Below are 20,422 nucleotides of genomic sequence, written 5' to 3'. Positions count from 1 at the left end.
TTTTGATGCGATAGCGGTCTGAATCGGCTAAAATTGCGCGGTATTTTTTTTATGGGTTAATCTCGTCTATGTACTCGCCAGTTGAGTCCGAACAAGGATTTAATTTCAAACCTGAACTGCCAACAAGCTCAGCCTACTACCGTTTGTTGAAGAAGCTTCGCCGCCAGGTCGGACATGCCATTCGTGACTTCAAGATGATTGAAGAAGGCGATAAGGTCATGGTGTGTATTTCTGGTGGTAAAGACAGTTATACCCTGTTGGATATCCTGCTACAGTTCAAGCGCATCGCACCGATCAATTTCGATGTAGTGGCTGTGAATCTGGATCAGAAACAGCCAGGCTTCCCTGAAGATGTTCTACCGCGTTATTTAGAAGAAAATAATATTCCGTATTACATTCTGGAAAAAGACACCTACAGCATTACCAAAAAACTGACGCCAGAAGGCAAAACCTATTGTGCAGTCTGTTCGCGTTTGCGTCGTGGTTCTTTATACGGTTTTGCGCAGGAAATTGGCGCGACCAAAGTTGCTTTAGGCCATCATCGTGATGATATCTTGGCGACTTTCTTCCTGAACCTGTTCCATGGCGGCAGCTTGAAAGCTATGCCACCAAAACTGTTGTCTTCAGACAAAAAGAACATTCTGATTCGCCCACTGGCCTATGTGGAAGAAAAAGACATCATCAAATATGCAGAAATGCGTCAATTTCCAATTATTCCATGTAATTTATGTGGCTCTCAGGACAACCTGCAGCGCGCAATTATCAATGACATGTTACGTGATTGGGATAAAGCACATCCAAAACGTCTGCACAGCATTTTTGGCGCATTGCAAAATGTTTCGCCATCGCAGCTGGTCGATCGTGAATTATTTGATTTTGAAGTGCTGGACAGCCAGCGTGAATTCGACTTCAAAGGCGGTGATTCAACTGAAGAAGCTGTGGAAGGCGAGAACCGTCGGATCAATATGGTCAATCTGGGCTTTGCTGCAGACTAATTTTAGAACGTGTAGACATCAGCCTGCGGGTTGATGTCTGCTTATAAACATAAATAAAAATAGAACTACAAAAATTGAACGGCGCGTACAAAATTCGTTAGCCTTTGCGCTAATGATCATGATATAACAAAGCACAAGCATAATAGCTTCAACATGATGTCGTCTGGATAGTCGACACAAATGAACAAATAATTTGAGGAAAGATCATGCCTGCTTTTTTAACTGATGATTGGTTTTCAACTGTAGAAACTCTAACTGCGCAAGCTGGCGATTTGAATTTGCCACCAGCTTTGGCGAACCTTGCGATTAATTTGGTTGTAGCGGACACTACAGGTAATACTGAACTATCTTTAGATGGTGGGGCAATCAAAAAAGGTTTGTCTTCAAATGCCAAAACTACGCTGAATATGGATGGCGAAACTCTACGTAAAGTTTTTCTAGAGTTTGATATGGCTGCTGCGATGCAGGCCTTCATGACCGGTAAAATCAAAGTACAGGGTGATATGTCACAATTGATGGCACTTCAAACTGCAAAACCAAGTCAGGAACAAAAAGATTTGTTCAAGAAAGTACTTGAAAATACCACGGCTTAATTCTGCTAAGACATTCGCCCGAATAAAGACCAAAAAAGCTTACCCTGAGGTAAGCTTTTTTTTATGGCATTTTGATTAACGCTAAGATTTCAGCTTAGATATTCACCAATTGCGGTGTAGTCTTGATATGCTCCAGATAAGCACGAATACGGGTTACATATTGCACCGCTTGACGGTAACGACCATTATTGGCCTTATTCTGATCCAGATAGGCATATAAGTTCACCCAGTTATTCGGGTTCTTGCCTTGCGACTGAATGCGCTTTTGCAACTGATTCACTGCACCTGGACCCATATTATACGCTACCAGTGCAAACCAGTTCCGATCTGGAAAAGGAATATGCTCATAGCGACTAAGCATTTGATCATAATACTTGGCACCACCCTGAATACTTTGAGCAGGATCGGTACGGTTACTCACGCCCATGGCTTTTGCTGTACTGTTGGTCAGCATCATCAAACCACGCACACCCGTCGGAGAAACTGAATTCGGTTTCAGATAAGATTCCTGATAACCAATGGCCGCCAGTAAATGCCAATCCAGATCATACTGCTGCGCTGTCTGTTTAAAACTCGCTTCATAGATCGGCAGGCGATTGTTCAAATCACGTTGAATGGTGGTCCAGGATTCCTCTTTCACCACATTCTGATTATAAAATGAAGCAAGCTGCTTGATGGCACCACTTTGTTTACCTTTGCAGACAAAAGCACTGGCCGTCTGGCTCAAAGGATCTGTAGCAGATTTAAATACTAGGTTTAAATTGGTATTCAAGCCATTACTCGACAGAATCGATTCATCGCCACAAGTGGCTGAGAATGACGTCAAACGCTTGTTTTCAATGGTGCGTATATCGGTAGTTGTCATAGCCAGATTGGCTTTACCCTGAGCAACCCATTGTAGTGCCGTATTATTATCAGGAACGATTTTAAAATCGAGCTTTACATTCAGATTGTTGGCATAGTTACGAACCAGATCATAACCGAAGCCATGTAGATGTTGTCCATCCTGGAATACGGTAGTCGGATTTTCAACCGCAACCACGGTCAACTTATTGCTATTGACCACATGATCAAACTGAAGTGTGGTCTTACTTGCATTGATACTGTGTAGGGGAATAAATGCAGTGCTCAGTACAAGTACTTTCAAAGGGAGAGAAGAAATTACAGATCTTAGGCAAAGCCTCGACCCAGTGGATGAACTACTGTGCATGTTGTCTCCGCTACAAGTAATTTATGCCCTAAAAATCACAGCCAATAAAGCCAGAAATTTTAACAGTTTGATAAATTCAATAAGGGTTGGGCAGTCATGACGTCATTCAAAATGACAAGAGATTTAAAGATAATTATGTAGAAAAACTACATAGATTAAAAAGTAAGCATTTCCTGGAGTTGCTGGCATATTAATGATCTGAAAAACGATTGTCAAATTTTGTACACAAATTATTTTTAAAAATAATTTTAAGATATTGAAATATAGGGTTAATTTTTTTGGAATTTTGCCATTGTGTTAAAATGGTAAATAAAATAAGCTGTTTGTAAGTTAAAACACTGAAAATATGATCAGCAAGACGTATGAAATCCAACTTAATCACCCGTGCTGGACACGATAAATTGGTGGCAGAACTTAAGAATCTCTGGCATGAAGAGCGCCCTGAAATTACCAAAAAAGTAAACTGGGCCGCTAGTCTCGGCGACCGTTCTGAAAATGCAGACTACCAATATAACAAGCAAATTTTGCGTAAAATTGATCGACGGGTCAGGTATCTCGGCAAGCGCCTCGAAGAGCTGAAAATTATAGATTTTTCCCCGGAGCAAGAGGGCAAGGTCTATTTTGGTGCCTGGGTGGACATTGAAAATGAAGAAGGTGAACAAAAAACTTTACGTATTGTCGGTGTAGATGAAATTTATGATCATCATCCGCAGCATATTTCGATCAGTTCACCGATGGCACGCGCGTTATTAGGCAAGCAGGTCGATGATGAGGCCGAGGTATTGACCCCCTCCGGCAAGAAACTTTGGTTCATCAACTCAATTCGTTATGAAAAGCCAGAAAATTCAGCAGATTAATGGAATTGATTTTATTTTGTGCAGTTGATGCAGTGAAAGCATAAAAATATTTGCCAAGCATGATTTTTGTTTATATCATGTCGGCCATGGAAGCGTGGCAGAGCGGTTTAATGCACCGGTCTTGAAAACCGACGAGGGTGTGAGTCCTCCGTGAGTTCGAATCTCACCGCTTCCGCCAAATTTTAAAAACCCAGTCAATTTGACTGGGTTTTTTTATTTCTGAATATTTTTTCAGTTGTTGATCCGCTTGATGCTGAATGTGATTATTTCTCTCATTATTCTCTACTGAGTTGAATACAACTCAAGATCATTTCAAGATTCAAATCTTTGAATGAAAATGCCCAGGTTGGCTTTGATTTCGGATGATTTTTAGCTGAATAAGCCGCTTTTTATAGAAGTTTCGCTAAATTTTATTGCCAAAAATCTAATTTATTTATATGATGGCGGCCAAGGAAGCGTGGCAGAGCGGTTTAATGCACCGGTCTTGAAAACCGACGAGGGTGTGAGTCCTCCGTGAGTTCGAATCTCACCGCTTCCGCCAAATTTTTAAAACCCCAGTCGAAAGATTGGGGTTTTTCTTTTTAGGCTGCAGATCTTGAATATTAAATTCTTCAGTCCTGAACTTAATTCATAAAATCTTGAAAAATGGACGTATCGGCCAAATATAGAGTCAGAGGCGTCAACGCGCTATCATACGCCCAAGCATCATATGGATCTCATTATGAAAATTGTCGCAGATGAAAATCTGGCATTTACCGATTATTTCTTTTCCGAATTTGGTGACATTCAACATTGTGCAGGGCGAACCTTAAGCGCAGATGATGTCAAAGATGCCGATAGCTTGCTGGTACGTTCAGTGACTCAGGTCAATGAAGTACTGCTACAGAATAGTTCGATCAAATTTGTGGGCAGTGCCACCATTGGTACAGATCATTTGGATATTGCTGCATTAGAACAACATGGGATTCAGTGGAGTAATGCAGCCGGCTGTAATGCGCAAGCAGTGGCTGAATATGTCATTACCGCATTATTGCAGGTACGTCCTGAATTACTCGATGCCAATACGACATTTACCCTGGGTATTGTCGGTTTGGGTAATGTCGGAACCCGACTGGCTTATATGGCGAAGCTCTTGGGCTGGCGCGTGATCGGTTGCGATCCTTTTGTGCAAAGAGAGCAGGTTGATCAAGTCGAATTTCATGAACTGCTGCAGCAGGCGGACGCCGTTTCAATTCATGTCCCTTTAACCAAAACAGGCATATATCCAACCTATCATTTATTTAATGCTACTGCGTTGGCAAAAATGCAGCCTGACGCGATCCTGATTAACTCAGCGCGTGGGCCAGTGATTGAAGAAACTGCCTTAATTCAAGATATTAAAGCGACACAACGCCCCGTAATTTTGGATGTTTTTGAACACGAACCGCTGATTTCAGCAGAACTTCTGGATCTGGTGACTTTGGTGACTCCGCATATTGCCGGCTATAGCCTGGAAGGCAAGGCACGTGGTACCCAGATGATTTACGAAGCTTTTTGTCAAACTTTCGGTTTTGCAGCCAATAAACAGTTTGAATCCCAGCTGCCTATCTGTGAGCAGTTTTTTCAGGGGCAGGATTTAAAAATGGCATTGCAACAGCATTTATCCCAAATTTATGACATTGCTCGTGATGATGCCAATCTACGTGCCTGTCTCAAAGAAGGCAGAATCGATCAGCAGGCATTTGATCATTTACGTAAAACCTACCCGCTGCGTCGTGAGTGGGCAGCACATGGTGGGCCGAAGGCATGACGATGACGTATCAACCCACTTGTGACCTTCAAGCCATGCGTGCACGGGCGACCTTATATCGTCAAATCCGTCAATTTTTCGCTGAGCGGGATGTATTAGAGGTGGAAACACCGATTTTGTCTCAAGCCGGTGTGACCGATGTGCATTTAGCCTCGGTACAGGCACAGCGCCATGTGCTGGGTAAACTGAATACGCATTATTTGCAGACCTCACCCGAATTTGCTATGAAGCGCTTATTGGCCAGTGGTAGTGGACCCATTTACCAAATCTGTAAGGTCTTCCGCAATGATGAACATGGGCGTAAGCACAATAGCGAATTCACCATGCTGGAATGGTATCGTCCGGGATTTAGTTTAAAAGATTTGATGTTTGAAGTATCTGATCTGTTGAATGTGACCTTGAAAGCACGTTTTGGCGAAATACGTCCGACCATTTTGAGTTATAAGCACGCGTTCATGGATCGTCTGGATCTCAATCCGCTTCAGGCAACTTTACAGGAATTGAAAGATTGCTGCCGCCGCGTTGGTCTTAATCTGGATCTGGGAAATGACCGTCTTGGCTATATCGACTTGTTATTTTCACATATGGTTGAACCGAGTCTGGGGTTTGATACCGCAGTATTCCTGACCGATTTCCCCCCTGAAATGGCTTCTTTGGCCAAAACCCGAATCGATGAAGAGGGTGAACTGGTCGCCGCACGTTTTGAGCTGTATATCGAAGGTTTAGAATTGGCCAATGCTTATGATGAACTGATTGATGCTGACGTATTACGTTCGCGCTTTGAGGCAGATAATGCTGAACGAGCCAAACTTAGCTTGCATGTCATGCCCATCGATGAATATTTACTGGCGGCTTTACCGAAGATGCCGGAATGTTCAGGGATTGCCTTGGGAATTGACCGTTTATTGATGATTGCAACTAATCAAATGAAACTGGAAAAGGTGATTACTTTTCCGGCAGATATTTCCTGATCCAGCGAATTAGATAGTTTTAATTCCTTTTTTGATAAAGAGAAATTAAGCTATAAAAAAAGCACCCGAAGGTGCTTTTTTTATTATTCAATTGTTGCGGTTTGTTGTGCTTTAAGCTCACCAAGTGCCTGAATCCGTCGTTCAATCAGCATTTCGCCAATATCCGGTCCCTGAATATCGGCAGGCAGGTCTTGTGCCTTGATGGCACGTACGGTCTGCATTGCATCAAGGACGTATTGGGCTTGTGGATAAGCACGATCTTCCAGACCTAGACGGCCACGTGAATCACATTCACACGCCTGAACAAAAGCTTCGACACGTTCAGGGCGACGTAACACATCCAGACGTTGCAATAATCGCCATAAGGTTCCCGGCTTAAGATTGAAGGCCTGATGGCATTTCAGATGCTCTTTGCACACAGCCAAAGCCAGCTGCTTGGTATACGTCGGCACTTTTAAACGGTCACACAGGTCATTCACTGGCTTGATGCCTCGCTCTTCATGCATGATATGTCGCGGTAATTCTTCAAGCGGCGTCAAAGCTTTTCCTAAGTCATGCACTAAAACGGCAAAACGTACATCCAGACTATAATTTTGACGACACGCCTGCTGCAAGGACATCATGGTGTGAATGCCGCAGTCAATTTCCGGATGATATTCAGGGCGCTGTGGAATGCCATATAAGGCATCAATCTCAGGGAATAGCACCTTTAAAGCACCACATTGACGTAATACTTCAAAATACACATCAGCATGACGTTCGGATAAAGCACGGGAAGTCTCTTTCCAGACGCGTTCCGGTGTCAATGCATTTAATTCACCGGTTTCAGTCAAGCGTTGCATTAATGCCAAGGTTTCATCGGCAATCACAAAGCCTGCACTGGTATAACGGGCAGCAAAACGGGCAATCCGCAGTACCCGTAATGGATCTTCGACAAAGGCATTGGAAACATGACGTAGAATCCGGTTTTCCAGATCCTGTTGACCACCATAAGGATCATAAACGTGGCCGGCATCGTCCATGGCCATGGCATTAATGGTCAGATCGCGACGAATCAGATCTTGCTCCAGTGTAACGCTGACATCGGTATGAAACTCAAAACCATGATAACCGGCGCCAGATTTACGTTCGGTACGCGCCAGTGCATATTCTTCTTTTGTTTGGGGATGTAGAAAAACAGGGAAATCTTTGCCTACGGGCTGATAGCCTAAGTCAAGCATTTGCGCGGGAGTTGCACCAACGACCACATAATCTTTTTCGTGATAGGGGTGTCCGAGCAAATGATCTCGAACTGCGCCGCCTACTAAATAAACTTGCATGAAAAAACCTCTATTCTTACAAGCATCATGCTACAGAATAGAGGTTTTCTCAAGTTAAGAAACGAGGCTGATGCGTCGTTATCTTGTCATTGGCTTAAAGTGCATCTTGTTCTGCTTGCTGGATTTCAGCAACAGTCAGTGCAGTCATGTTGATCACACGGCGCGTGGTCGCAGTCGGCGTCAAAATGTGGACAGGTTTCGCAGCACCTAGAAGAATTGGACCAATCGTTACGTTGTTGCCTGAAGTTGCCTTTAACAGGTTGAACGAGATATTGGCTGCATCCAGATTCGGCATGATCAGCAGGTTTGCAGAGCCTTTGAAACGTGAATTCGGGAATGCAAACTGACGAATGTTCTCATCCAGTGCAGCATCACCGTGCATTTCACCTTCAACTTCCAGCTCAGGCGCGATTTCAGACAGGATGTCATATACTTTACGCATTTTTTGCGCGCTGGCATCATGCTGGTCTGAACCAAAACTTGAGTGAGACAGCAGGGCAATACGTGGTGTCATACCAAAACGGCGAACTTCTTCAGCGGCCAGAATGGTCATTTCAGCCAGCTGTTCAGCCGTTGGGTTGGTGTTGACATAGGTATCGGCAATGAACAGGTTGCGGTCTTCAAGCATCAAGGCATTCAGGGTAAAGAAAGTGTTATGACCATCTTTCTTGCCAATGATGTTGCTGACGAAGTCCAGGTGAATGTCGTAGCTTGAATATGTACCACACAGCATACCGTCTGCCATACCATGTTTCACAAGCATCGCTGCGATCAGGGTCGAGCGACGACGTGCTTCACGCTGTGCATATTCAGGCGTTACACCCTTACGCTGCATGATGTTGTAATAATCATCTGCAAACATTTCATAGTTGGGGTTCTTTTCCTGATCAACAATCGTGATATTCACGCCATCTTCAAGACGTAGACCCAATTTTTTGATGTTGGCTTCAATTACAGCTGGGCGACCCACCAGAATTGGAATTGCCAGACCATCATCTACCGCAATTTGAACTGCGCGAAGTACACGCAGGTCTTCACCTTCCGCATAAGCAATACGTTTAGGATCAGATTTGGCTTGTTCGAAAATCGGTTTCATCATGAATGCAGAGTTGTAGACAAACTCAGACAAACGTTGACGATAATGCGAGAAATCCGTGATTGGACGTGTTGCCACGCCAGAATCCATGGCTGCTTGTGCAACAGCAGGTGCGATTTCTAGAATCAAACGTTGATCCAGTGGTCCCGGAATCAGGTATTCACGGCCAAATGATGCAGATTTTTCACCATAAGTCGCCGCATCAGCTTCAACGTGTGCCATACGCGCGATCGCGTGGACACAGGCAATTTTCATTTCTTCGTTAATGGTGGTTGCACCAACGTCCAATGCACCACGGAAGATGTACGGGAAGCACAGTGCGTTATTCACCTGGTTCGGATAGTCAGAACGGCCAGTTGCCATGATCACGTCATCACGTACTTCATGCGCATGTTCAGGCAGAATTTCTGGATCCGGGTTTGCCAAGGCAAAGATGATCGGATCTTCAGCCATGACCTTGACCATTTCTTTGGTCAAAATGCCCGCAGCAGAAAGACCGAGGAACATGTCTGCACCCGCAATCACGTCACCGAGCTGAGTAGCTTCGATGTCTTGTACATAGGCTTTCTTGGATTCATCCAGGCCTTCACGATGCGTAGTCAGCAGACCGCGTGAATCGGCAACGATGATATTCTCTTTTTTAGCACCCAGAGCACAAAGCAGATTCAAACAAGACAGTGCAGCAGCACCCGCGCCTGAAGCCACGATCTTGATATCTTCAATTTTTTTGCCGTTGATTTGTAACGCATTGAGGAGCGCAGAACCGACAATGATCGAAGTACCGTGCTGATCATCATGGAATACCGGAATATTCATGCGTTCACGCAGTTTTTGCTCGATATAGAAACACTCTGGCGCCTTGATATCTTCAAGGTTAATCCCGCCGAAAGTCGGTTCTAATGCAGCGACAATATCCACAATCTTGTCTGGATCATTTTCAGCAATTTCGATATCGAATACATCAACGCCAGCGAATTTTTTGAATAATACGCCTTTACCTTCCATCACTGGTTTAGAAGCTAAAGGACCAATATTACCCAGGCCAAGCACGGCAGTACCGTTGGTCACGACAGCAACCAGGTTGCCACGAGCCGTATACAATGCAGCAGTTGAAGGATCGCGTTCAATCTCAAGACATGGTGCAGCTACGCCAGGCGAGTAAGCAAGGGCCAAGTCACGTTGGTTGACCAATTGTTTGCTTGGTGTAACGCTGATTTTCCCCGGGGTAGGAAACTCGTGATAGTAAAGGGCCTGTTGCTTTAAAGATTGTTCGTCCATCAGTCTCTCGATCGTTGTAAAGATTACCCGGTCAGCGGGCAAAGAATTTATTTATGTTCCTGAATATACCATTTGTTAGCCAGTTCGGACAGACAAAGACGGCCGTTTTTCCAACAAACTTATTGTAGTGGGGTATGGACTTAGACTTGGGATATATAAGTCTGATGCGTCTTGTCTCGCACTAAATAAGCGGTTGCATCCTGCTCAGGAAGCGGTTTGGAAAATAAGTAACCTTGGGCAATATCACAGTCTAAATCACGTAGATATTCTAGCTGCTCTTCAGTCTCGATGCCTTCCGCGACCACGGTCATGCCCATGGCTTTACCCATGGCCACCATAGCACTGACAATGGCTGCCTGTTTGTTTTCCCCAATCTTGCAAACAAAACTGCGATCAATTTTTAGAGTATCAATCGGAAAATCAGCAAGATAGGAGAGAGAAGAATAACCTGTACCGAAATCATCTAGGGCAATATGAATATGTCGCTGTTTAATTTCATTCAGCAGGTTTTTGACCGCTTCCGAATTTTCAATTAAAGAAGATTCGGTAATTTCCAGCTCCAGGCTGGCGCCAGAAATATGGTTGTCTGCAATGGCTTGGTCCAGATCATCAAGTAATTGACCACGACGCAATTGCTGCGCCACGATATTGACTGATACACAAATATGATTAAAGCCCAGATCATTCCATTGGCGAATCTGTTTAGCGGCCTGCTGGATCACCAGACGGCCAATGTCTGAAATCAGGCTGGTCTGTTCAGCTAACGGTATAAATAGGCCTGGTGCGATAATGCCTTTTTCTGGATGGTTCCAGCGAATCAGCGCTTCGAAGCCATAAATGCTTTGATCGCTGAAATTGATTTTTGGCTGATAATACACCACCAGTTCATTATTCTGGATTGCTTTGCGCAAATCACGTTCCAGGAAAACCCCTTTGTTCTGTAAAGCATTATTTTCACTGGAATAAAAATGAATAGTGTTGCCACCGAGATTTTTGGCTTCGTTCAATGCCTGTTCGGCGCAGTTATTTAAATAATCTAGCTGACGGCCATGATCCGGATAAAATGCCACACCCATGGACAAGGTAATCACATGATCCTGACCGTAAATATTAAATGGTCTACTAAAGGCCTGAGCGATGCGTTCACAATGGTGCTGAACTGAAGGGCGAATATGTGAGATTTCATAGAGAATCGCAAAATCATCACCATTTAGATGTGCCACAAATAACGCTTCTGCATTGGTCATGCGCAGCCGCTGCGCTACCTGACGTAAAAGTTCATCACCGCCATTATTGGACAGATATTCATTCAATGGGCGGAAACGGTCGATGTTAAGCCGAATCACAGCCATCTCTTTAATAGAGTCTTTTTGCGAAACCAGATACTGATGTAGCTGATAGTTATAGTAGAAGCGGTTCGGTAAGTCAGTCAGCGTGTCATAATTTTCTAGATAGGATAGACGCTGTTCCTGTAATTTACGTTCAGTCAGATCTGAGACAATGCCAATATAATGGGTAATCCGGCCTTCATCATCAGTCACGGCATTAATATGCAGCCATAAGGTCGACTCTTTGCCAGACAGAAATTTGGCATAAACCTCTCCATCATAAGAGCCAATCTTTTGAATCTGTTTGACAATATTGGCCTGAAAAGTACGTTGCTGGGATTTATTTTGCACCGCAATATCAAATAAGGATTTACCGATGATCTGGTCACGCTCAAAACCGCTCAGGTATTCGTAGTGGGGATTGACATCGATATAATCTAAATCAAGATTCAGAATGAAAATGCCTTCCGCAGCTTGTTCCAGTACACTGGCCACCAGTTTTAAACGTTCTTGAGACAGACGTTCCTGCTGGATATCACGACGGATACCGACCATGCGCAAGGGTTTTTTATTTTTAGGATCACGACTGATCACCCGGCCAATATCATGTACCCAACTCCAGCCACCTTCACTGAGCTTGATCCGGTAAGTGGCATCATAGCGTTCAATCTGGCCACGCAGATGCTGCTTCATATTGCGCTTAAAATAGGCCAGATCTTCAGGGTGAATCAGATACTGTAATTGCAGATGATGATCTTTGGAATCGCGCAGAATCTTTTCGTCTTTATGATTGGTTAAGGTGATGCTGCGCTCTTGAATATTCCAGTCCCATGGCCGAATACCGGCAATTTCATGTGCAAGTTTTAGATTCTGCTGCTGATTCTTCAGGTCATAATTGATCTGTTCAATATCATAGGTACGTTCCCGTACTTTTTGCTCCAGCAATTGGTTACTGAGCTGTAATTGCTGTTTAATATCTTTGGATTTATTGACTTCAGTTTTGAGTTGCTGGCACAGTTCATCAGTCCAATGCACTTGCTGTTCTGCATTTTTCACCAAAATATCATTTTCCGCATACAGACGTGAGGTGCGGCTGTGAATTCGATAACTACTTGTCGCGCACAGCAGAATCACTATGAGCGCAAAGTTTAAGGCCAGACCAAAAAAGGGATTGGAATGACCGACATGGTCAAGCTGCGACAGTAAAAAAGGGAATAAGGACGGCAAAAAGACCAGACAAAAATAGCTCAGTTTCTGGGTCAGGTAGGTCAGGCCAAATGCTTGGCTTACAATCAGCAACAAGGCAGACAAGGTCAGTGCTTCAATATCTTCAAATACAGGATTGGCCTGCGGCAAATAGTAATAAATTGTATAAATACCGGCCGCGATACAGCTTCCGACTGCAAGGCTCTGCATCTGTAACCAGCGGTGCGCGCTTTTCTGATTATATTGTTCGGGTTTGAAATACAGCGTATTCACCAGCCAGCACATGCTGACCAGAAGTTCTGTCAGAATAAACCAGGTATTAAAATACGTATTAGAAGGACTATATTGAATGTGATAAATACAAAAAATATAGAGGCAAATCACCATGATACTGAGCAAAAAATAGCGACTATGGCGAAGCGTATTCGCAATTTGAGCATCATGCAAATGCTGCTGAATATAGTCGTCCTGATTATCAACCATGTGATTCAATGCCTGTATTCATCCTAAACGGTTTTCGTCCTTGTACATTGTTATTATAGAAACTCCAAGAAGTGTGTGAAATCAATTAATAAGTATTTGTTATTCTTTAGTCGAGATTAGATGCCTTGAAAATAAAAATCAACAAAATTAAAGGCAAATTTTTACTCATCCGATGAATTAAAGCACATAATTTAAAATTGACAGAGCAACAACAGGAGCGGTTTCGGTACGCAGGACACGCTCGCCTATACACCAGTTGAGAAAACCTTTTTGATTTGCGGTACTAATTTCCGCCTCACTCAGGCCACCCTCAGGGCCGATCAATAGGACAAGATCCAAGGTCGCCTCTGCCAGTACATCTGTTTCATCTTTATTGGGTGCCAAAACCAGTTTGGTGTTGGGTAGTTCAGTATCCAGCCATTTTTCAAGTGATATGGGCGCTAAAATTTTAGGAACAATATTCAGACCACATTGTTCACAAGCCGCAATAGCAATGCCTTGCCAGTGATCCAGCTTTTTCTGGTCGCGATCATACTTTAAACGCATTTCACAACGATCCGAAGTCAGCAGCTGAATTTCGGAAACGCCCAGTTCGACTGCTTTCTGAATCGCATAATCCATACGGTCGCCTTTACTCATCACCTGACCGAGCAAAGCCTGGAACTTTGGTGTGCGATTGGCAGGATTAAATGCATTGACCGAGACGGTGGCTGATTTTTTATCAACCTCGGTTAAAGTCACGTCATATTCGCCACCCTGTCCATTGAACAGGGTCGCGCTTTCACCGACTTGCGCGCGTAAAACCTTTACCCAATGATGAAATACAGTTTCCGTAAGCTCAAGGCTGACATCAATAGTTAAATCAGCATCTATATAAAAACGTGGCATTGATCGTTCTACTCAAAAAATCGGTGAAATAAAGGACTTAAGCTAAACCAAGATCGGTGACCAGCTGACGGGTCGGGTCAGTAGTATTCATGGTGTAGAAATGCAAGCTTGGCGCACCACCTGCAAGTAGACGCTCACAGAATTTAACCACAACTTCATGGCCAAAGGCTTTAATGCTGGCAGTATCGTCACCATAAGTTGCCAGTTGCTTGCGAATCCAGCGTGGAATTTCAGCACCGGTACCATCAGCAAAGCGAATCAGGTTGCTGGAATTGGTAATTGGCATGATGCCTGGCGCAACCGGAATATCGATTCCTGCTTTCTGGATACGATCTACAAAGTAAAAGTAAGCATCTGGATTGAAGAAGAACTGGGTTAAAGCAGCATTGGCACCGGCCTGAACTTTTTCAACAAAGTGCTGAATGTCTTTGTCAAAGCTTTCTGCCTGTGGATGCATTTCCGGATAAGCTGCGACTTCAATTTTAAAATGATCGCCTGAATGTTCGCGGATAAAGCGAACCAGATCAGCTGCATAAGGTAATTCACCCAAACCCACTTGGCCTGAAGGCAAGTCACCACGCAGGGCAACAATACGGTTAATGCCTTGAGATTTGTACAGGTCTAGAAGTTCAGCAATACGTGCTTTGTCATCGCCAATACAAGACAAGTGAGGGGCAACAGGTGCGCCTTTGCCATTAAAGTCATTGATAGTAGACAGGGTGCGTTCACGAGTGGAACCACCAGCACCATAGGTCACAGAGAAGAACTCTGGATTTAAGAGTTGTAGCTCTTGATGCACAACTTTGAGTTTTTCCGCACCTACATCAGTTTTGGTCGGGAAGAATTCAAATGAAATTGGAATCTGTTTAGACATGTTCAAATCCTTTTTACTTATCACCCTCTCCCTGACCTCTCCCAAAGGGAGAGGAGAATTCATTACTGAATTATACAGGGTTTAAGCCCATATTTTTTTCACTTGAAGTCATTAAAACTTCATTGAAAATAATTTGGATGGTCACCCTCTCCCTAAGGGAGAGGGATGGGGTGAGGGGTATTAATATTTATAAGCATCAGATTTGAATGGACCTTCAACTTGAACGCCTAAGTAATCCGCTTGTTCTTGAGTCAGTTGAGTCAAGACACCACCGAAACCAGCAACCATCGCAGCAGCAACTTCTTCATCTAATTTCTTAGGAAGAAGTTCTACACGAATTTGTGCAGCTTTTTCAGATTCTGGAAGATCAGCAAATTTCTCAGCGAATAAATGCATTTGACCCAATACCTGGTTGGCAAATGAACCATCCATAATACGTGATGGGTGACCAGTCGCATTACCAAGGTTCACCAAACGGCCTTCAGAAAGAAGGATCAGGTAATCATTTTCATTTTCTGAACGATACACCTGGTGTACTTGAGGTTTAACTTCAACCCACTTGTAGCCACGTAGGTAAGCTGTATCAATTTCAGTATCAAAGTGACCGATGTTACAAACAACTGCGCCAGCTTTTAATGAATCAAGCATTGCAGCGTCACATACGTGGTAGTTACCAGTTGTAGTTACGATAAGGTCAGTGTTTTGAAGAAGGTCAACATTGATGTCTTCTTTCTTGCCAGTTTGCACGCCATTTTTGTATGGAGATACAACTTCGTAACCGTCCATGCATGCTTGCATTGCGCAGATTGGATCAACTTCAGTTACGCGTACAATCATGCCTTCTTGACGAAGGGATTGCGCAGAACCTTTACCTACGTCACCATAACCGATCACAAGTGCACGACGGCCAGATAAAAGCATATCTGTACCACGTTTGATTGCATCGTTCAGTGAGTGACGGCAACCGTATTTGTTGTCGTTTTTAGACTTGGTTACTGAATCGTTTACGTTGATTGCAGGAACTTTTAAAGTGCCATCACGAAGCATTTCGTACAGACGTTGAACACCTGTCGTTGTTTCTTCAGTTACACCGTGAATTTTTGCAATCACTTCTGGATATTTTTCATGAACAAGTAGCGTTAAGTCACCGCCATCGTCAAGAATCATGTTGGCATCCCAAGGCGTGCCATTTACATTGATTTGTTGTTCAAGACACCACATGTATTCTTCTTCAGTTTCGCCTTTCCAAGCAAATACAGGAATGCCCGCAGCAGCGATTGCAGCAGCAGCATGGTCTTGAGTCGAGAAGATGTTACATGAAGTCCAGCGAACTTCTGCACCCAATTCAACCAGCGTTTCAATTAAAACGGCAGTTTGAATGGTCATGTGGATACAGCCGAGAATTTTCGCGCCTGCAAGCGGTTTTGCTGCCGAGTAGCGTTTACGCAGACCCATTAGGGCTGGCATTTCAGCTTCAGCAAGTTTGATTTCTTTACGGCCGTAATCAGCAAGTGAAATATCAGCAACTTTGTAATCTGTAAATGAAGCAGTAACCGCGTTCATCAGGATCTCCTAGGAAAAAATAGATTGGATCGTTCTGTTCGCGGATGCCGTTGTTGATCAGAACGAATGTCTGACCGATGGTCGAGCCTAGCGATTTTACATTTAGTGCCTGTAAAACGTCGCAGCATCCCTCGACTAGCGCAGTATTGTACTTGGAAATTGATTTTGTTCCAATCCTAAATTGATTAATATCTGACTAATAAGAAAATTTTGAGAATAAACTATGACTGATGGTTTTGAGTATGCAATCAAAGACTGGGCTGAAATTAAGGATAATTATGAGAATGGCAATTTAATTATTGGTAATGGGGCGAGTGTTGCTTTGCATCAAAAATTTCGTTTTGATTCTTTAAAAGAAGAGGCTGAAAAATTAAGACTTTTTAATGATGATATATCTAAACTTTTTATTGAGTTTGATACATCTGATTTTGAATTAATTTTACGATTGGTTTGGCATGCGAAGTTAATAAATAAGCATTTGGGAATAGTTGATCAAAAACTTGATTCAGCTTACGAAAATATAAAACAAGCTCTTATTAAAGTGGTGAAGGAAGTTCATTGTGAACATTCTGATATCGCGGATCAATTACCTCAGCTATATCAATTTACAAAACAATTTAGAACAGTAGTCTCCCTTAATTACGATTTAATCCTGTATTGGATTTTAATGTATGGAAATAGAAATGAAGATGGGCATAGATTTAAAGATTGTTTTCAAGGTAGCGGGTTATTTAGAAATAATTGGCAAGATTTGAGAAATCCTATTCGTAAGGAAAAAGAAGTAACTTTGAGTCTTTATCAACATGGTAATTTATCTATTTTCAGAGATGCAAAAAATACCGAAACTAAAGTTCAAAGAGGGGATTTTGAGGGTTTGTTAGAAGTTATTACTTCACAATGGGAAGATAATAAAATTCCTTTATTTGTTGCCGAGGGTACGGGAACTAAAAAGCTTGAATCTATAAAAAGTAGTTCCTATTTGAGTACTATTTTCTATGAAGTTCTACCAGATTTAATAACTCAAAAAGCTAATTTAGTCATTTATGGCTGGAGCTTAGGCAAGCAGGAATCACATTTGGTAAAGCAGATATTTAAGAATAAACAATCAGGTAAGGTGGCTATTTCTATATTTCAAAATAATCAGGAAGAGTGCCATCGAATTTATCGGCTTATAAAAAATGAAAAAGTAGCTCCAAATATCGAAATAGAATTTTTTGACAGCCAAAGTTCAGGTTGTTGGAATAATCCTTAAAAAAAAAGCCCATCATCTGATGGGCTTTTTTTTACTTATTTAGCTTCAGCAGCATCTGCTTTTTGAGTCCAGAACTCAGCCTGTTCTTCATTGCCATCTACGCCTAAACCATTGGCATAAATAAATGCAAGATCACGCATCGCCTGAACTTCGCCCCATTCCGCAGCCTGTTTTACCAAAGCAATCGATTTTTCGACGTCTTTTTCAATTACATCGCCACGACGGTAAAAACCTGCCAGCTCCAAAGTCGCAGCAGGGTGCTTCTCGATATTGGCCTTGCTTAACCAGTAATAGGCTAACTCAAAGTGAGCTTTGGATTCTTCAGGATCTTTTTCTGCTAACTCTTTGGCATAAACGGTATAACCTTCACCTAACCAGTACATTGCATCCACCAGCCCGCCGTTGGCAGCTTTCAACGCCCATTCTTCAGCAAGAATGATGTCATCATCATGCTCGCTTTGCATATACAGTTCAGCCAGTTCAAATTGCGCTTCAGCATTGCCGGCTAAGGCAAGATTGGTCAGGGCAGCAGGGGGAGAAACACGCTGGGTCATATCAACATCTCAAAAATATTGTGTGTAGACTAAAAGGTTTAAAGCAAAAAAGCCAATCCGAAAGTCAGCTTTTTAAAGAGATTGGTCAATCAAATGATTAGATCAAGCAAAGAATCCCTGAGATCGAGGCGATGAACACACAGAACATTACGATCACTTTAATTCTACTTGCCAGATAACTCAGGCTTAAGCCGACCACCAGTGCTGCAAAAGTCAGACTACCCAGCCAGTAACTGATCATATTGCTGATAGCTCCTGTACACAGGCACAGAATCAGGGCGAGTATGAGCAATACCCAACCGAGAATAGTCGCAAGTTGTGTTTTTGCAGGGTTGAGTTCTGTGTCAAAAATTTGTTTTTGATGTTTGGACATCGACGTTGCAAGCGCAAAGAAACCCAGTGAAGTTAAAGCCCAAATCAGTAAGAAAAACATCATGACTGATTCTCCTTGAGAGCAACCTTGGCTTTTTTAGGCGACAAGCCTTTATGGTTTTTCACTTTTTTAAATGAAAACCAGAACAAGATCGCAAGCACCCACATCGCTAGATCAAAAGAAGCAATGACCCATTGACCATGCATAATGGTGTTCCAGATCGCCTGACCGCCGGTCAGAAAATTGACGATTGGGAGCAAGGCAAATGTCCCAGTTGCAAGCATGAGAAGCTCTAGCCAAGCTTGTCGATGACTGCGAATCATGGCATACAGCAACGTCAGCAACCAGACAATAAAGAAGCTACGAATTTCCCAGTTCAGACGCATCTCCATGTCTGCCGGAATAAAACGGTTGGCATAGAAATAGGCAGCACAGGCAACAGGTAAACCAATAATGGCAGCGATATTGGTGACTTCCACAAGACGATAACCAAACGATTTATAGCCTTGTTTCTGTTGCTGTGGTGCACGTTTGACACACCATAGAATCAAGCCGGTGGCAATCATCAAGGTACCCACCACACCTGACATGAACAATAACCAGCGTAACGCCAGATCTACGCCACGTGCTTCATGCAATGTGGTGAATACATTATAAATACCATTTGCGATTGAAGGCATTTTCAGTGTGGTTTGATCTGGCTTTAATTCACCTGTTACGCCATTAAAAGCAAGGCTCGGATAAACATTGCGATAAGCTACGCTGACTCCGTTTAAGGCACGAAGCTCAATTTCTGCTTTTACGGTATTTGGCTGGATAATAGTTATCATACCCACCGGATTATTTTTCCATTCTTTTTCGGCTGTTGCCAAGATCGGAGCTAGATCGGTTAACGGTGCAGGAGGTGCAGCTTGCATTTCATCACGAGAGCGGCGACCTTCACTGCGTGCAGACATTTCACCGCGCTCGCCACGATTTTCTCTCTCAGCTTGCGGTCGACGTTTTTTGCTCTCACTATGGGTTTCACGGGATTCAGCCTGAATACTGTTGTCTTGAACCAAACTCTTACGTTGATCCTGAAGGAAAGCACCACGATTTTCATAAATCTGGTTTACGCCCCAGGGCATGAGGGTAAAAAGCAATAATAATAAGCCACTGAAGGTAATCATGATGTGAAAGGGCAGGGCAAATACCGCAGTAGCATTGTGTGCATCCAACCATGAACGCTGACCTTTGCCGGGACGGAAAGTAAAAAAATCCTTGAAAATTTTCTTATGGGTAATGACACCGCTGATGATTGCCACCAGCATGAGCAGGGTCGCAACGCCGACAATCCAGCGTGCCCAGATCCTTGGCAAACCATATAATTCAAAGTGGAAACGGTATAAGAATGAACCGCCACGTGTTTCACGCGCTTGCAAAACTTCCCCCGTGGTGCTGTCAATCGTCACGCGGGTACCGCCACGACGGGCACGCGGATCTTCGCTGGCACTACGAATAGTCAGGGTGGTAGTGTTTTGGCGTGAGTTAGGAAGCTGGATTGCCCAGCTGCCAGCATCCGGATGGTGCTGTTGCAGATAAGCCAGTGCCACACGGGTTTGTTCGATTTGAGTCTTTGGTGGAACTGATTGATGAAATTCCGGTTTCATCCAGACGGTAATTTCGTTCTGGAAAAAGCTTAAGGTTCCGGTCAAGAAAATCGCATATAAAAGCCAGCCTAAAATCAGACTGGCCCAAGTATGCAACCACGACATCGACTGGCGTGGACCTTCGGGTTTTGCATCTACTCTCAT

At 43.4% G+C, this 20,422-nt stretch carries 16 protein-coding genes and 2 tRNA genes; 8 read left to right on the top strand and 10 right to left on the bottom strand.

What is annotated here, in order from left to right; all coding sequences use genetic code 11:
* Positions 1–68: 68 nt before the first annotated feature.
* Entirely contained in the window at positions 69–995 is a 927-nt protein-coding gene (gene ttcA, locus AC13CK_RS12510; protein ID WP_004280538.1) for a tRNA 2-thiocytidine(32) synthetase TtcA, read from the top strand.
* A 206-nt stretch (positions 996–1,201) separates the two neighbouring features.
* Positions 1,202–1,588, top strand: a complete 387-nt coding sequence (locus AC13CK_RS12505; protein ID WP_004280536.1) for an SCP2 sterol-binding domain-containing protein — start codon at positions 1,202–1,204, stop codon at positions 1,586–1,588.
* A gap of 94 nt (positions 1,589–1,682) precedes the next feature.
* Here AC13CK_RS12505 and AC13CK_RS12500 read toward each other — a convergent pair whose 3' ends face one another.
* Positions 1,683–2,798: an MltF family protein gene (locus AC13CK_RS12500; protein WP_005252511.1), complete on the bottom strand. Its 1,116-nt coding sequence runs from the start codon at positions 2,796–2,798 to the stop codon at positions 1,683–1,685.
* Between the two features lie 362 nt (positions 2,799–3,160).
* On the opposite strand from AC13CK_RS12500, the gene greB reads away from it, so the two are divergent.
* The 5 genes from greB (at position 3,161) to epmA (ending at position 6,415) form a co-directional block, all read left to right on the top strand.
* Positions 3,161–3,655, top strand: coding sequence for a transcription elongation factor GreB (greB, locus tag AC13CK_RS12495; protein ID WP_004645740.1), 495 nt, complete (start codon positions 3,161–3,163; stop codon positions 3,653–3,655).
* Between the two features lie 88 nt (positions 3,656–3,743).
* Positions 3,744–3,833 (top strand) — tRNA-Ser (locus tag AC13CK_RS12490).
* Between the two features lie 273 nt (positions 3,834–4,106).
* A tRNA-Ser gene (locus AC13CK_RS12485) sits at positions 4,107–4,196 on the top strand.
* 180 nt (positions 4,197–4,376) lie between these two features.
* Positions 4,377–5,444, top strand: a complete 1,068-nt coding sequence (locus AC13CK_RS12480; RefSeq protein WP_425878831.1) for a 4-phosphoerythronate dehydrogenase — start codon at positions 4,377–4,379, stop codon at positions 5,442–5,444.
* On the top strand, positions 5,441–6,415 hold the full coding sequence (epmA, locus tag AC13CK_RS12475; protein ID WP_164542754.1) for an EF-P lysine aminoacylase EpmA: 975 nt from the start codon (positions 5,441–5,443) through the stop codon (positions 6,413–6,415). Before AC13CK_RS12480 ends, epmA begins: the two co-directional genes overlap by 4 nt.
* Before the next feature lie 83 nt (positions 6,416–6,498).
* Here the strand turns inward: epmA and AC13CK_RS12470 are convergent, their stop codons facing one another.
* The 6 genes from AC13CK_RS12470 to ahcY form a co-directional block, all read right to left on the bottom strand.
* Positions 6,499–7,734: a multifunctional CCA addition/repair protein gene (locus tag AC13CK_RS12470; protein ID WP_425878833.1), complete on the bottom strand. Its 1,236-nt coding sequence runs from the start codon at positions 7,732–7,734 to the stop codon at positions 6,499–6,501.
* A gap of 94 nt (positions 7,735–7,828) precedes the next feature.
* A complete protein-coding gene (locus tag AC13CK_RS12465; protein WP_004280528.1) occupies positions 7,829–10,108 on the bottom strand; it encodes an NADP-dependent malic enzyme in 2,280 nt (759 codons plus the stop codon).
* Positions 10,109–10,248: 140 nt separating this feature from the next.
* Entirely contained in the window at positions 10,249–13,125 is a 2,877-nt protein-coding gene (locus AC13CK_RS12460) for a putative bifunctional diguanylate cyclase/phosphodiesterase (RefSeq protein ID WP_425878836.1), read from the bottom strand.
* Between the two features lie 177 nt (positions 13,126–13,302).
* Positions 13,303–14,013 (bottom strand): 16S rRNA (uracil(1498)-N(3))-methyltransferase, encoded by a 711-nt coding sequence (locus AC13CK_RS12455; protein ID WP_005103922.1) that lies wholly within the window; start codon positions 14,011–14,013, stop codon positions 13,303–13,305.
* A gap of 37 nt (positions 14,014–14,050) precedes the next feature.
* On the bottom strand, positions 14,051–14,887 hold the full coding sequence (metF, locus tag AC13CK_RS12450) for a methylenetetrahydrofolate reductase [NAD(P)H] (protein WP_005103921.1): 837 nt from the start codon (positions 14,885–14,887) through the stop codon (positions 14,051–14,053).
* A gap of 180 nt (positions 14,888–15,067) precedes the next feature.
* The gene (gene ahcY, locus AC13CK_RS12445) at positions 15,068–16,450 is read right to left on the bottom strand and encodes an adenosylhomocysteinase (RefSeq protein ID WP_004645731.1); all 1,383 of its coding nucleotides are present in this window, start codon (positions 16,448–16,450) and stop codon (positions 15,068–15,070) included.
* 223 nt (positions 16,451–16,673) lie between these two features.
* Here ahcY and AC13CK_RS12440 point away from each other — a divergent pair, with 223 nt between their 5' ends.
* Entirely contained in the window at positions 16,674–17,702 is a 1,029-nt protein-coding gene (locus tag AC13CK_RS12440; protein WP_224215610.1) for a DUF4917 family protein, read from the top strand.
* 35 nt (positions 17,703–17,737) lie between these two features.
* Here the strand turns inward: AC13CK_RS12440 and AC13CK_RS12435 are convergent, their stop codons facing one another.
* From AC13CK_RS12435 to AC13CK_RS12425, 3 genes are all read right to left on the bottom strand, one after another.
* The gene (locus tag AC13CK_RS12435; protein ID WP_180086272.1) at positions 17,738–18,256 is read right to left on the bottom strand and encodes a tetratricopeptide repeat protein; all 519 of its coding nucleotides are present in this window, start codon (positions 18,254–18,256) and stop codon (positions 17,738–17,740) included.
* Positions 18,257–18,353: 97 nt separating this feature from the next.
* The gene (locus AC13CK_RS12430; RefSeq protein ID WP_180086270.1) at positions 18,354–18,692 is read right to left on the bottom strand and encodes a DUF3325 domain-containing protein; all 339 of its coding nucleotides are present in this window, start codon (positions 18,690–18,692) and stop codon (positions 18,354–18,356) included.
* Positions 18,689–20,422 (bottom strand): PepSY-associated TM helix domain-containing protein, encoded by a 1,734-nt coding sequence (locus AC13CK_RS12425; protein WP_425878840.1) that lies wholly within the window; start codon positions 20,420–20,422, stop codon positions 18,689–18,691. Before AC13CK_RS12425 ends, AC13CK_RS12430 begins: the two co-directional genes overlap by 4 nt.

The sequence above is a fragment of the Acinetobacter sp. L-24 genome (assembly GCF_056857555.1).
Note: the sequence above shows the minus strand (reverse complement) of the source record. Positions and strands in the feature narration are given on the sequence as shown.